Raw genomic sequence first — 14074 nt, 5'->3', positions numbered from 1 at the left:
GAGAACGCTCATGAAAGCTATGCGCTTTATTCGTGGTGTGTTGTTGCTGATGTGGTTTTTGCCGTGGATAGCCCAGGCCGCAGATGCTGATACCTTTACCGCCGCCAACCGTGCTCAGCAGGCCGCCTTGCTTGAACAATGGGCGGTGAATCCTGACGTTCAGCGCATCCCGCTGCTCAGCGCACTGCGAGATGAGAACCTGCTGACCGATAACACGAAAAATGCCTTCATCATGAACGGCTCGCACGTACAGCCGTTAGGAACAGCGATAGCCCCAAACGGCGAGCTAAAAAAAATTCGCCTGACTAACCGCCTGCGTAATCTGGTAGCCGGAGCGTTGGCTGTCCATCAGCTTTTAAGTGACAGTGTCACGGTAAGGGAGGCGGCAGCTCGTACATTACAGCGTGAGGCGCAGCCGGACATGCTGCCGTTTTTACAACAACGACTGGCTCAGGAGTCAGATGGTGATGTGAAATCCGCACTCGCTATTGTACTGGCAAATCTGCAATTGGGTAGCACCTCGCCGGAAGTCAGGCTTCAGGCAATCGAACTATTAGGGGCGTCAAATGATCCTGAAACTCAGGCGCGCCTGCAGCCATTCACCAGGGCTGAACATGAACCCGATGCCCGAGTGCGTGCTGCCGCTGACGAAAGTCTGAATTCCATCTCGCATCGCATGAAGGTTGGGGATCTTCTTGGGCAGGCTTTCATGGGACTGTCACTGGGTTCTATTTTGCTGCTTGCGGCATTGGGTCTGGCGATAACCTATGGATTACTCGGCGTCATCAATATGGCGCATGGCGAGATGTTGATGCTCGGGGCGTACTGTACCTGGATGGTGCAACAGCTGATGGGGCAGTTTTTCCCGCACGGGTTAGCCTGGTATCCGGTTATTGCACTTCCGGTCGCCTTTTTGCTGACTGCGGCAGTAGGAATGCTGCTCGAGCGTGGGGTGATACGCCATTTATATGGCCGTCCGCTTGAAACGCTACTGGCGACCTGGGGTATCAGCCTGATGCTCATCCAGTTGGTGCGTATGACTTTTGGCGCGCAAAACCTGGAAGTCGCCAATCCGGCATGGCTTTCCGGCGGCATTCAGGTTTATGCCAATCTGATATTGCCGTGGAACCGAATAGTGGTGCTTGGCTTTGCCATGCTGGTGCTGTTCTTCACCTGGCTGCTGTTGAATAAAACACGCCTCGGGCTGCGCGTGCGTGCCGTGACGCAAAATCGCAATATGGCGGCCTGCTGCGGCGTACCTACCGGACGAGTCGATATGCTGGCCTTTGGCCTTGGTTCAGGAATTGCCGGACTGGGAGGCGTGGCGCTCTCGCAACTAGGTAACGTAGGACCGGAGCTGGGGCAAAGCTACATTATCGATTCGTTTTTGGTGGTGGTACTGGGCGGCGTTGGACAGCTTGCCGGGAGCGTGGCTGCGGCATTTGGGCTGGGGATCTTCAATAAAATTCTGGAGCCTCAGGTGGGAGCGGTTCTCGGCAAAATCATGATCCTGGTGTTGATCATTCTGTTTATTCAGAAACGACCTCAGGGACTGTTCGCGCTGAAAGGGAGGGTTATTGACTGATGACGATGCCAATGACAATAACGCTGGCGCGTAAAGCGCCGCGTACAACACGCGTGCTGGGTCTGGGCTTACTGCTGGCGTTGATTATTCTGCCGTTTCTTGCGCTGTTACCTGCGGAGCATCCGCTGGCCATATCGGTGTGGACGTTGACGCTGGCCGGGAAAATTCTCTGCTATGCCATTGTGGCCGTTGCGCTGGATCTGGTGTGGGGTTATGCCGGAATGCTCTCGCTGGGACACGGTATTTTCTTCGCGCTGGGGGGCTATGCGATGGGAATGTACCTGATGCGCCAGGCTTCCGGCGAAGGATTACCGGCCTTTATGTCGTTCCTGTCGTGGAGCGAGCTGCCCTGGTTTTGGTGGGGGACGCAACATTTTCTCTGGGCGATGCTGCTGGTTGTTCTGGTGCCGGGCCTGCTGGCGCTGGTATTTGGTTGGTTTGCCTTCCGTTCAAAAATCAAAGGTGTCTATTTCTCCATCATGACCCAGGCCCTGACTTTCGCCGGAATGCTGCTGTTTTTCCGCAATGAAACCGGCTTTGGTGGAAATAACGGTTTTACCGGTTTTACCACCATTCTGGGGTTTCCGGTGACCGCGACGTCCACCAGGATCGCGCTGTTTCTGGCGACGGTTATGCTGCTGGTGCTGGCAATATGGCTGGGACTTGCGCTGGCCCGCAGTAAGTTTGGTCGTATTCTGACCGCTGTGCGCGATGCCGAGAACCGTCTGATGTTCTGTGGTTACGATCCGAAAGGTTTCAAGTTACTGGTGTGGACGCTTTCCGCTGTACTGTGCGGCCTGGCCGGGGCGCTTTATGTCCCGCAGGTAGGGATTATCAACCCCAGCGAAATGTCGCCGACCAACTCGATTGAAGCGGCGATTTGGGTTGCTCTCGGCGGACGTGGAACCCTGATCGGCCCGGTATTTGGCGCTGTACTGGTGAACGGTGCTAAAAGCCTGTTTACCGTCATTATGCCGGAATACTGGCAGCTGTTTCTTGGCCTGATCTTTATTGGCGTTACGCTTTTTTTACCCCGTGGTGTGATTGGCCTGTTTCGCAAAGGAGACAAATAATGCAGCCGGATGAAGGACTTTTTACTCGCCAGATGCCTGGCGATCGGTTTCGCGAACAAACGGACCCAGTGCTCCAACTGGAAAAAATTAACGTTAATTTCGACGGATTCCAGGCGTTAACGGATCTCTCGCTCAATATTGGCGTCGGGGAGCTGCGCTGTATTATTGGCCCTAACGGCGCCGGGAAGACGACGTTAATGGATGTCATAACCGGTAAAACCAGACCGCAAAGTGGTCGTGCGATATACGATCAGTCGACCGATTTAACAACGCTGGATCCCATTGCCATCGCGCGTCAGGGGATTGGACGGAAATTTCAAAAGCCCACGGTATTTGAAGCATTAACGGTGGAAGAGAACCTGGAGCTGGCGCTGAAAAATGATAAATCTGTCTGGGGGGCTCTACGGGCACGACTCTCAGGCGAACAAAGGGATCGTATTGATGAAGTACTGGCGCTGTTGCGGCTGGGTAATGAGCGGGCCCGCCGCGCAGGTCTGCTTTCGCATGGGCAAAAACAGTTTCTCGAAATTGGCATGCTGCTGGTACAGGAGCCGCATTTACTGCTACTGGATGAACCCGCGGCGGGGATGACGGATGCGGAAACGGAATACACGGCGGAGCTGTTTCGCCAGCTTGCCGGTAAGCACTCTCTGATGGTTGTTGAGCACGATATGGGATTTGTTGAAACCATTGCCGATCGCGTCACAGTATTACATCAGGGACGTGTCCTCGCTCAGGGGAGTCTTCGCGATGTGCAGGCCAACGAGCAGGTTATTGAAGTCTATCTCGGGCGTTAAGGAGTTCATATGCTGCAGGTGAAAGAACTGAATCAATATTATGGTGGCAGCCATATTCTGCGCGGGGTGAGCTTTGAAGCGCGTATCGGTGAGGTGACATGCTTGCTGGGGCGTAACGGCGTGGGGAAAACAACACTACTAAAGTGTCTGATGGGGCTTATTCCAGCCCGTAGCGGAAGCGTACTCTGGCAGGATAAAAATGTCACTCACTGGAAGCCACACCAGCGGGTAAGAGCCGGTGTGGCGTATGTCCCACAGGGGCGTGATATTTTCCCGCGTTTGACGGTCGAAGAGAATCTGCTGCTCGGTCTTTCCAGTTTTTCAGCACCGGAGGCCCGACATGTGCCTGATGATATTTACGCGCTCTTTCCGGTTTTACAGGAGATGAAGCATCGGCGTGGCGGAGATTTGTCCGGCGGGCAACAGCAGCAACTGGCCATTGGACGAGCGCTGGCAAGTCGCCCACAGTTGTTGATTCTTGATGAGCCAACGGAAGGGATCCAGCCGTCGGTGATTAAAGAGATTGGTCAGGTGATTTCTCAACTGGCGCACCGGGGGGATATGGCTATATTGCTGGTGGAGCAATTCTACGATTTTGCGCAGCAGCTGGCCGACAAATACCTGCTCATGTCGCGGGGCAGCATTATTCAAAGCGGCGATGGTAAAAATATGGAGGCCGAGGGCGTTCGGGGACTGGTTGCAATCTGAGGTATGCGACAGAGCGGCTTCGGCTCTGTCGCTATACTCATCAACAGACCACCGTCTGCCCCCAGGGCTTGGCGCGCATGCCTTTTATCATGAGCGCCCAGGCAAGAACGATCGCCACTATCAGCGCGACAAACAGCGACCATGGCGGCAATGTGGTTAAAATGACGCCGCTGACTAATGGGTTAACCGCTGCGCCAAGCCAGCCCAACGACTGGGCGGAAAAATAGCTGGCTTTCATGCCTGCTGGCGCGATGTTGTCGATAAGCATGTATTCACCCGGCGCGTAAATGACTTCGCCGATAGTGAAAAAGGCAGCAGAAATTCCCCATAACAACAGGCTGTTGCCGGAGAAAGCGAAACCGACCAGGCCAACGACAAAGAAGACTGTACCCACTGTCATCAGCGGGCGGATATTCGTGGCGGTGAGCCTGCGGCCAAGTGCGTATTGCAGTGATACTACGATGGCGGCGTTAACGGGCAGGACGACTGCTACCACTTTCTCGGCAAAATCGCCATCCGCTACCACCATAACGTATTGCGAAATACAGGACGCAAAAGCACCGCCAACAAACGATGCCAGAAAGGCCGATAACGTAAACCAAAATAATGCCCGGTCGCGCAGGAGTACCGAAGGGGACCACACCGCGGCGTTTAAACCTTCTGATGGTGCTGTCGAACGTTTTACCCAGGTCTGGATAAACACCAGTGGCAATGCTGAACAGGCGGCAGCCAGCCAGAATGGCAGGTTAATGCTTTGCATCACCAGTAGAGTGCCCAGCGGTGGACCAACGGTCCAGCCAATATTCAGCACGGTATAGTTAAGCGAGAAAATTTTAGTCTTGTTGGTGGCAGACAGATTATCGGCAAACCAGGCCTTCAGCACCGTGGCGAAGACGGAGTAGGCACAGTTGATCAGGGCAAAAAGCAAAACCACTACCACCACGTTATGCACCAGCGGGATTGCAATAAAGCCGGAAGCAAAGCCACAAATTGCCAGCAGCATATAGCGTTTTTTATCGAACTTGTCGGCCAGAATACCAAAGCCAAGGCTGAACACCACGCCAATGGTCAGCGCGACCGTCATCGCATAGCCGATCAGGTCAACGCTCAGATGATACTGCCGACTGAGGTAAATCGTCATAAATGGCAGAGTGGCGCCACGGCCAATTGTTAATAATAATGATGACGCGAGTAACGCGAGAGTGGACCTTCTCAAGGAGATATTCATTTGCCTGCCCGACAATGCTGTTGTTATGTTTTTTTTAGATATAAGAAACAAATAGCATGCCAAAACTGTGATGTACACTCAATAAGTTGTCCGAAAATGCCTTGCGTGGCCTACCTGAAATAATGATCTGTTACGGCACAACGATTTCCGTTACTTTAACTTGTTTACAAAAATTTAATATTTGCAGGGGCGGTGGTATGTCGCGTAAAGACGGGTTGTTAGCGTTACTGGTTGTCGTGGTTTGGGGACTGAACTTTGTCGTTATTAAAGTGGGTCTGCACAATATGCCACCGCTAATGTTGGCGGGATTACGTTTTTTACTGGTTTCGTTTCCGGCAATACTCTTTGTTGCCAGGCCGAAAATCCCACTTTCGCTGTTGCTCGGCTATGGCCTGACCATCAGTTTTGGGCAGTTCGCATTTCTCTTTAGCGCTATCAAATTCGGTATGCCTGCAGGGTTAGCTTCTCTGGTATTGCAGGCTCAGGCGTTTTTTACCATTGTTCTGGGCGCATTTGCTTTCGGTGAGCGCCTGCAGGGTAAACAATTGGTTGGGATTGCGCTGGCGGTATTTGGCGTGCTGGTGCTGATTGAGGCCAGTCTGAACGGTCAGCATGTTGGCATGCTCGGTTTTATGCTGACGCTGGCGGCGGCGCTAAGCTGGGCCTGCGGTAATATCTTTAACAAAAAAATCATGCAGCATACCTCGCGCCCAGCCGTTATGTCGTTGGTGGTATGGAGCGCCTTAATTCCCATTGTTCCGTTCTTCCTGGCATCATTGCTTCTGGATGGTCCAACGCAAATGACCCACAGTCTGGTGGAGATAGATATGACCACCATTCTTTCACTGGTTTATCTGGCGTTTGTGGCGACCATTGTGGGTTACGGTATCTGGGGTTCGTTACTCGGACGCTATGAAACCTGGCGTGTCGCGCCGTTGTCGCTGTTGGTGCCGGTCGTTGGACTGGCAAGCGCCGCCGTGCTGCTGGATGAAACGCTGACCGGATTGCAACTGCTCGGTGCGCTACTGATCATGGCAGGGTTGTATATCAATGTGTTTGGCTTTCGGTTGCGTAAGGTTGCGTCGGTGAGGGGCTAAAAAAGCCCCGCAGTGGCGGGGCAATATAATTACAGGTTGCGCATATTGTAATAAGGCACACCTAATTCGTCGGACTTGTCGCTGCCTGCACCCATATGATTAAAATCGAACGGGGACTGATCGTGCGCAGGGGGCATAATCATCGCGTCGCGACTGTTCTGGGTGGCAGGTTGCGCGGTCTGTTCCGCCATGCTCTGGCCCGAAACAACAAACAGCAGGGCCAGCATTGCATAAGACAGAAGTTTCATGATTTCCTCGGTTACGTCGTTAACTGGCGATTAGCAATTACATTGATTGAGTGGAAGCAAATAGCGTGATTCGCCGTGCATATTCGTCATACGGTACTTATGCGGCGGAACATCAAAATAGTTTTTGAATGTCCGGGTCAGCGTCTGCTGAGACTCAAAACCGTAACGCTCTGCCAGATAAAGAATGGGCTCGTTACTCTCTTTTAATTTTTGCGCTATTTCAGTCATTTTACGGCTGCGAATGTATTGACCCAGTGAATGGCCGGTTTCTTTTTTAAACATCCGTTGCAGGTGCCATTTGGAGTAACCTGAACGCTCAGACACTTTTTCCAGCGAGAGCGGCGATTCAAGGTTATTTTCGATCCAGTCCAAAATGCTATGAATAGTGATTGTGTCAGTATTGCGTCTGGACATCGTCATACCTCTTTCTGTTTACGGCAGGATTCTCTTAAGCAAGTGCTCAAGTGTGGCTACTTCATCCGCCGTTAAGTTTTTTGTTAGTTCCTGGTGCAGGTCTTGCCCTACTAATTGATGACACTGCTCGCAAATTGCTGCGCCATGCTCAGTGAGTTTCACCAGCACGCCACGCTTGTCATGTGGATTCGGAAGCCTTTCGATCCAGCCTTTACAGGCCAGTCTGTCCAGCATTCGCGTCAGGGCGCCAAGGTCGACAGACAGCACTTTTTTCAATTCGACAGGGGTGATGCACACCGCGCAACGGATGGAGCAGAGCACCTTGAACTGCGATGCCGTGATATCCAGCGGTGACAGATAGTCGTTTAGCAAACGATCTTTTTTCTGATTAACCATATAGATCAAACGACCCAGTGGGATGATTTCGTTAAACAGATCACTGGTGTTTTTCACAATGGTTGCCCTGGCAAGTAGTTAGTCACGGCTGATATTATTGCTTAGGCAAATATAAGTCAAATGAATGAGTCAGCAAATGCCACGTTTTGCTAAATCATCAGACTTAATACCTGGCGAGTGGAATTTTAACGGTTTGATAATTATGGTTTATACGTGCTGATGAAAAATGAATCCTTACATCGCGAAAATGGCTTATCTCGCGGATTTCACCGTATACTTGCCGTTGACGATTAACGCACAGGAAAGATGACATTATGATGGACTTGTTTAAAGCGATAGGACTTGGGCTGGTAGTCCTGTTACCGTTGGCAAACCCGTTAACCACCGTAGCGTTGTTCCTTGGCCTTGCCGGCAATATGAACAGCGCAGAGCGTAACCGTCAGTCACTCATGGCGTCCGTTTACGTGTTTGCCATCATGATGGTGGCGTACTATGCCGGGCAACTTGTGATGAATACCTTCGGGATTTCGATTCCCGGACTACGTATTGCGGGTGGGTTAATCGTTGCGTTTATCGGCTTCCGGATGCTGTTTCCGCAGCAGAAGGCGCATGATTCTCCGGAAGCGAGAAGCAAGTCAGAAGAGCTGGAAGACGAGCCGACTGCCAATATCGCCTTTGTACCGTTGGCTATGCCAAGCACTGCCGGTCCGGGGACGATTGCGATGATCATCAGTTCCGCGTCAACCGTGCGTCATGGTTCCGAATTTCCGGACTGGGTGATCATGGTCGCACCGCCGATTATTTTTGCGGTTGTTGGGATTATCCTGTGGGGCTGTTTGCGCAGTTCCGGGGGGATCATGCGCCTCGTCGGCAAAGGTGGTATCGAAGCGATTTCTCGTTTGATGGGCTTCTTACTGGTGTGTATGGGCGTGCAGTTTATTATTAACGGCGTGCTGGAAATTATTAAAACCTACGCTTAGAACACTGTGCCCGGTAATCGTTAATGTCTACCGGGCACATTTTTCACGAATGCTGAGGCTGTTCTTCCAACGATACCGGCCATTTACGAAAGATAATCACCGACCATATCAACGCGGCAACGGCAGGCACTGCGCCGACGTAACCAATTGTAGACATCGACCAGTGTAAACTCACCTGATTGCCTACCAGCGCACCAGCGCCAATACCGATATTAAAGATACCTGAGAATAGTGCCATTGCGACGTCAGTCGCATCCGGAGCAAGCGCCAGCACTTTCACCTGCATTCCCAGACCTATCAGCATGATGGCGACGCCCCAGAAAATACTCAGGACAGCAAGGTGCATTTCGCTGTCAGCAGCGGGAAGTAACAGCACCAGGCATACCGTCAACAGGGCAATGGCACTGCTAATCAGCACGGACGCATGTAGATTCCCCAGCTTACCGAAAATGACGCTACCGACAATTCCCGCGCCACCCAGAACCAGCAACAGCACGGTAGCAAAGTTTGCGCTCAGACCCGCGACGGTCTGCACAAACGGCTCGATATAGCTGTAGGCCGTGTAATGTGCGGTGACCACAATCACCGTCAGTAGATACAGACTCATCAATGCCGGACGATGGAATAACACCGGCAGGCTTTTTAAAGAGCCGGAGTGCTCACTGGGTAGTTTGGGCAGGAGCTTTATCAGGCAAAGCAAGGTAACTAACGCCCCCATACCGATGGCGAAGAAGGTCGTGCGCCAGCCAAAATACTGACCGACGATACGCCCGATTGGCAGCCCCAACACCATCGCCAGTGCGGTGCCAGTGGCAATCAGGCTGAGAGCCTGTGCACGTTTACCGGCAGGGGCCAGGCGGATCGCCAGCGATGCGGTAATCGACCAGAAAATAGCGTGCGCAAAAGCAATACCAATACGGCTAATTACCAGCACGGTAAAATTCCATGCCAGGAAAGAGAGCACATGGCTGGCGATAAACACAACAAACAGACAGATCAGCAGTTTTCGGCGCTCCACCTGACTGGTAAGTAACATAAAAGGGAGCGACATCAGGGCGACAACCCAGGCGTAGATCGTCAGCATGATCCCGACCTGAGCGGTCTGCATATTGAAGCTTTGTGCGATGTCGGACAGCAAGCCGATAGGGACAAACTCGGTGGTATTGAAAATAAAACCGGCAATGGCAAGCGTAACTACCCGTAGCCACGCGACCTTGCGGGAAACAGTGTCTGTTGTCATATCAAATAAGAGGATTAGCTGCGAAAAGGTAAGGCCACGATCTTAAAACGTTTGCTGGCGAAAATACAATCATTTTGTGATATGGATCTCATTTCATTGGCAGGGCGCCACAATGTGCTGCCGAACATTCCTCGGATTTTTAAGTATTTCAATAATAATGAAATTCCGGGCGTATGACTTCACCCGGATTTACAGGTATTCATGTTCTTTGAGGATTGCCAGTTACTCCGGGCTCTGTGATAACTGAGGGTTCAACACCTCAATAAACGCTTCCAGCTGACGTGTCATTGCACCTCTGCGCCAGACCAGCCATGTATTCAGCCAGCGCCAGTTCTCGCTTAGCGGCCAGGCGTTGACCTGATGATGCCCTGGCATGCTCTCCAGCATCGAACGCGGGATCAGTGCGATACCCGCGCCGGCAATGACGCAGGCCAGCATGCCGTGATATGACTCCATTTCATGAATGGTGCCGGGCATGGCGCGATCGGCATGAAACCAGCTTTCAAAATGGCGGCGATAGGAACAGTTGGCGCGAAAGGCGTAAATACTGCAACCGTTGACGTCGCTGGCCCGCTGAATGGGGGGATGGCCGTGCGGCGTCACGATCATCATCTCTTCACGGTAGACCGGCATTCCTTCAAGTCCCGGATGGGTAATCGGGCCATCGACAAAGGCCGCGTTCAATGTACCGTCGAGTACTCCGTCCAGCATTGTGCCTGAAGGACCTGTCGCCAGCGCGAACTGAATTTTGGGGTAACGCTGGTTATATTCAGCCAGCGTGGCGGGGATGCGTACTGCTGCTGTACTTTCAAGCGAGCCGAGAGAGAAGAGTCCTTGTGGCTCATCCCCGGCGACGACCATCCTGGCTTCCTCAACCAGTGCCAGGATCCGCTGGCTGTAGCGCAAAAAGTTGTGCCCGGATGGGGAAAGCCGCAGGCGCTGGTTTTCACGAATAAACAGATCAACGCCCAGGTCGGCTTCAAGCTGACGTATACGGGTGGTGAGATTGGATGGCACGCGATGCACCTTCGCGGCGGCCTGCGTAATACTGCCAGTCTCCGCGACGGCATTGAACATTTCCAGCTGCGTCAGATCCATAATCTTCTCTATTCGTGAATGGTATGGTTAATATTATTCATTTTTCAGAAAGAGTAAATATGCTCATGATATAACCATACCCTGCGATAAAGAGAGGCACTTATGACTATCACAGCAGCAACACATGCGATTTCCATTGACCCTGCCAGCGGTGAAAGGCTGACGGCGATACCGTGGGCCAGCGCGGAAGAGATTGATCATGCGCTGAACCTTGCCGCGAATGGCTATAGCGAATGGAAACACACTTCCGTTGAGCACCGTGCGCAAACGCTGCGCCAGATCGGGCAATCTCTGCGCCATCGTGCGGAAGAGATGGCGCAGTGTATCTCACGTGAAATGGGTAAACCCATTAAGCAGGCGCGTGCTGAAGTCGCCAAGTCAGCTGCATTGTGTGACTGGTACGCCGAGCATGGACCGGCGATGCTCAATCCGGAACCTACGCTGGTTGAGAATAACCAGGCAGTGATTGAATATCGTCCGGTAGGAACCATTCTGGCGATCATGCCGTGGAACTTCCCGCTCTGGCAGGTAATGCGAGGTGCCGTCCCGATTCTGTTGGCCGGAAATGGCTACCTGTTAAAGCATGCGCCTAACGTAACAGGCTGTGCTGCAATTATTGCGCAGGTTTTCGCTGATGCTGGTGTACCCGCGGGGGTTTACGGTTGGGTGAATGCCGATAACGCCGGGGTCAGTCAGATGATCAATGACCCGCGTATTACGGCGGTAACGGTGACAGGCAGTGTACGTGCCGGTGCGGCGATTGGTGCTCAGGCTGGGGCCGCTCTGAAAAAATGTGTGCTTGAACTGGGCGGCTCCGATCCGTTTATTGTCCTCAATGATGCTGACCTCGATCTGGCCGTTAAGGCGGCGGTCGCTGGGCGTTATCAGAACACCGGGCAGGTTTGTGCGGCAGCCAAGCGCTTTATTATCGAAGAAGGGATTGCGGCAGAATTTACTTCACGCTTTGTGGCCGCTGCGAGCGCGCTCAAAATGGGCGATCCGCTGAACGAAGAAAACGATCTGGGGCCGATGGCGCGATTTGATCTGCGTGATGAGCTGCACCAGCAGGTAGAAGCTACCCTTGCCGAAGGGGCACGGTTACTTCTCGGCGGGGAAAAAATTGCGGGTCAGGGCAATTACTATGCCGTGACGGTACTGGGCGATGTCACTCCAGAGATGACGGCGTTCCGCCAGGAGCTGTTTGGTCCGGTTGCGGCAATTATCGTGGCGAAGAATGCTGAACATGCCTTAGCGCTGGCGAATGACAGTGATTTCGGCTTATCCGCCACGGTGTTTACTGCGGATGAAGCGCTGGCGCAGAAGATGGCGTCACGCCTGGAGTGTGGTGGCGTATTTATCAATGGTTACAGCGCCAGCGATGCTCGCGTTGCGTTTGGTGGTGTGAAGAAAAGTGGCTTTGGCCGCGAACTTTCTCACTTTGGCCTGCATGAGTTTTGTAACGTGCAGACCGTCTGGAAAAACCGCCTTTGATGGTGTGGGTGCCTCCGCTGGGGGCACCTGTCTTATTTCTGCAATTTTTCTGTCATTTACTCTCCGTACACTCGCGGCTAACGCTTTGATACAGAAGAGTAATATGAACATAACGCAAATTTTCCATCGTCTAATACCCCGTCAGTTCGGTCTGTTAACCGGCATTTTTTGCATTATTGCGCTGTTCTCTGTTTTGCAGGTCGTGTCCTCCTTGATGCTCTCGGCCTCAGTCAGCGACGCACAGCATAATGAAGGGCGTAATCAACTCGCGCTTTTGCAGCAGGCAAAGGTCGATGAAGCGCGGGTGGCGTTATTATCTGCCAGCGATTTACTTAACCGTGCGGGAATTTATTTTATGCAGGATGCCGCCACCGGTTCGGACGGGAGTTGGCGGCCGTTAATGGAAGAGGCGTACCGGGCACTGGCGCAGTCAAAAAGTGCATGGGATGCCTGGCGGGATATGAAGCCGCAGTCGGATCAGGAACTAACTGAGAGCTATCAGCGTTTTTATAGCGGTATTCAGGAGCAGGCGGATGGGCTGATGCAGTCAGGTTCCATTGATGCGTTTTTTGCCGTACCCGTGCAGGCCTTTCAGACAGACTTTAACGGTAATTACGCGCGCTTTCAGCAGGACAGTGGGCGACATGCGGAAGCTGGACGTCAGCAGCTGTTGACCAGTCTTGAGCGTTTACAGAATCTATTTTTGTTTATTCCTCTGGTGCTGGTGGTTATCGCCTTTCTGGTCTGGCGTAGTATGTTCCGTTGGGTGATTATGCCGCTGCGACGGCTGATCGATCATATCGATATTTTAGCGGCGGGTGATCTTTCTCGGCCAGCCCCGCAGGTGAGTCAGTTTAATCGGGAAGTGACGCAATTAAGTTCGCGTATTGCTGCAATGCAGCAGGGGCTCTGCGCGTTGGTGCGGCAGGTGAATGATGCCACCACCGCAATGGTAGGAAATATCAACGAACTTGCGCAGAACAATAAACAACTATACCAGCAGTCGGCAAAACAAAGTGAAGAGTTGAGCACTGTGACATCGCATATTTCGGTTCTGGAAACGCATGTTGAGGATAACAGTGGCTTTGCTGAACTGGCGAATCAACGCGCAGTGCAGGCGCGTGATATTGCGGCAGGTGGAGACCGAATGATGGCGACGGTAAATGCGTCAATGCAGGCGATTGTGACTCGCTCGTCTGAAATGCGAGGGATTACAACGCTTATCGACAACATTGCATTTCAGACAAATATCCTGGCTCTCAACGCCGCAATCGAGGCAGCACATGCCGGGGAGCAAGGGCGCGGGTTTGCCGTAGTTGCGAAAGAAGTTGGGCTGCTGGCGCGAAAAAGTGGTCAGTCTACGCAAAACATTCAGACACTGATTAAACACTCGTTACAGGGCATTGAAGAGGGCTTTCACGCGGTTAACGGACTGGATAAGAATTTGCAGCAGGTTATCGCACTGGTGGAAAACCTCGGCGCGTTACTGAACGACATTTCGACTGCAACGTTAAATCAGGGGAACAGTATTCACCAGTTAACCCGTCAGCTTCATGTCCTGAACGGCGAAGCCCGACAAACCAGTGATCTGGTGAATGCTGCATCTGATTCTTCCTTACAGCTTCACCATGAATCTAACCAGCTTATGCAGGCCGTGGCCAGATTCCGCCTTCCGGCCTGACGCTGCGTATTCAGCTCTGTTATACTCGCAGGCCTTTC

Annotated in this window: 14 protein-coding genes; 8 read left to right on the top strand and 6 right to left on the bottom strand. The window is 52.5% G+C overall.

What is annotated here, in order from left to right; genetic code table 11:
• Positions 1-10: 10 nt before the first annotated feature.
• The 4 genes from urtB to urtE are packed head-to-tail and all read left to right on the top strand — an operon-like array spanning position 11 to position 4163.
• Complete coding sequence (gene urtB, locus OGY67_RS05620) at positions 11-1585, top strand: urea ABC transporter permease subunit UrtB (RefSeq protein WP_286573728.1); 1575 nt, start codon at positions 11-13, stop codon at positions 1583-1585.
• The gene (gene urtC / locus OGY67_RS05615; protein WP_008784742.1) at positions 1585-2658 is read left to right on the top strand and encodes an urea ABC transporter permease subunit UrtC; all 1074 of its coding nucleotides are present in this window, start codon (positions 1585-1587) and stop codon (positions 2656-2658) included. Before urtB ends, urtC begins: the two co-directional genes overlap by 1 nt.
• Positions 2658-3455 (top strand): urea ABC transporter ATP-binding protein UrtD, encoded by a 798-nt coding sequence (urtD, locus tag OGY67_RS05610; RefSeq protein ID WP_008784743.1) that lies wholly within the window; start codon positions 2658-2660, stop codon positions 3453-3455. The genes urtC and urtD overlap by 1 nt, the downstream gene beginning before the upstream one ends.
• Positions 3456-3464: 9 nt before the next feature.
• Positions 3465-4163: an urea ABC transporter ATP-binding subunit UrtE gene (urtE, locus tag OGY67_RS05605; RefSeq protein WP_286573723.1), complete on the top strand. Its 699-nt coding sequence runs from the start codon at positions 3465-3467 to the stop codon at positions 4161-4163.
• A gap of 40 nt (positions 4164-4203) precedes the next feature.
• Here urtE and ydeE read toward each other — a convergent pair whose 3' ends face one another.
• Complete coding sequence (gene ydeE, locus OGY67_RS05600) at positions 4204-5391, bottom strand: efflux MFS transporter YdeE (protein ID WP_032943415.1); 1188 nt, start codon at positions 5389-5391, stop codon at positions 4204-4206.
• A gap of 197 nt (positions 5392-5588) precedes the next feature.
• On the opposite strand from ydeE, the gene eamA reads away from it, so the two are divergent.
• Positions 5589-6488, top strand: a complete 900-nt coding sequence (gene eamA / locus OGY67_RS05595) for an O-acetylserine/cysteine exporter (protein ID WP_286573721.1) — start codon at positions 5589-5591, stop codon at positions 6486-6488.
• A gap of 29 nt (positions 6489-6517) precedes the next feature.
• On the opposite strand, the gene marB is transcribed toward eamA, so the two are convergent.
• The 3 genes from marB to marR are packed head-to-tail and all read right to left on the bottom strand — an operon-like array spanning position 6518 to position 7603.
• Positions 6518-6736 (bottom strand): multiple antibiotic resistance protein MarB, encoded by a 219-nt coding sequence (marB, locus tag OGY67_RS05590; protein ID WP_003832934.1) that lies wholly within the window; start codon positions 6734-6736, stop codon positions 6518-6520.
• Between the two features lie 30 nt (positions 6737-6766).
• Positions 6767-7150 carry an MDR efflux pump AcrAB transcriptional activator MarA gene (gene marA / locus OGY67_RS05585; RefSeq protein ID WP_003032424.1) on the bottom strand — a complete coding sequence of 128 codons (384 nt, stop codon included), beginning with the start codon at positions 7148-7150 and terminating at the stop codon, positions 6767-6769.
• Positions 7151-7168: 18 nt separating this feature from the next.
• Positions 7169-7603, bottom strand: coding sequence for a multiple antibiotic resistance transcriptional regulator MarR (marR, locus tag OGY67_RS05580; RefSeq protein WP_003832935.1), 435 nt, complete (start codon positions 7601-7603; stop codon positions 7169-7171).
• Positions 7604-7860: 257 nt separating this feature from the next.
• Here marR and OGY67_RS05575 point away from each other — a divergent pair, with 257 nt between their 5' ends.
• Positions 7861-8526 (top strand): MarC family NAAT transporter, encoded by a 666-nt coding sequence (locus OGY67_RS05575; RefSeq protein WP_003832936.1) that lies wholly within the window; start codon positions 7861-7863, stop codon positions 8524-8526.
• A gap of 43 nt (positions 8527-8569) precedes the next feature.
• Here the strand turns inward: OGY67_RS05575 and OGY67_RS05570 are convergent, their stop codons facing one another.
• Both OGY67_RS05570 and ptrR read right to left on the bottom strand, forming a co-directional pair.
• Complete coding sequence (locus OGY67_RS05570) at positions 8570-9766, bottom strand: sugar transporter (protein WP_286573719.1); 1197 nt, start codon at positions 9764-9766, stop codon at positions 8570-8572.
• A gap of 222 nt (positions 9767-9988) precedes the next feature.
• Positions 9989-10864: a putrescine utilization regulator PtrR gene (ptrR, locus tag OGY67_RS05565; protein WP_048214206.1), complete on the bottom strand. Its 876-nt coding sequence runs from the start codon at positions 10862-10864 to the stop codon at positions 9989-9991.
• A 102-nt stretch (positions 10865-10966) separates the two neighbouring features.
• Here ptrR and sad point away from each other — a divergent pair, with 102 nt between their 5' ends.
• Together sad and OGY67_RS05555 are read left to right on the top strand one after the other, a co-directional pair.
• Positions 10967-12355 carry a succinate-semialdehyde dehydrogenase gene (gene sad / locus OGY67_RS05560; protein WP_286573716.1) on the top strand — a complete coding sequence of 463 codons (1389 nt, stop codon included), beginning with the start codon at positions 10967-10969 and terminating at the stop codon, positions 12353-12355.
• A gap of 103 nt (positions 12356-12458) precedes the next feature.
• Positions 12459-14036: a methyl-accepting chemotaxis protein gene (locus OGY67_RS05555; RefSeq protein ID WP_286573714.1), complete on the top strand. Its 1578-nt coding sequence runs from the start codon at positions 12459-12461 to the stop codon at positions 14034-14036.
• The last annotated feature ends 38 nt before the right edge of the window (positions 14037-14074 follow it).

The organism is Citrobacter sp. Cpo015 (assembly GCF_030333035.1).
GTDB classification, from domain to species: domain Bacteria; phylum Pseudomonadota; class Gammaproteobacteria; order Enterobacterales; family Enterobacteriaceae; genus Citrobacter; species Citrobacter portucalensis.
Note: the sequence above shows the minus strand (reverse complement) of the source record. Positions and strands in the feature narration are given on the sequence as shown.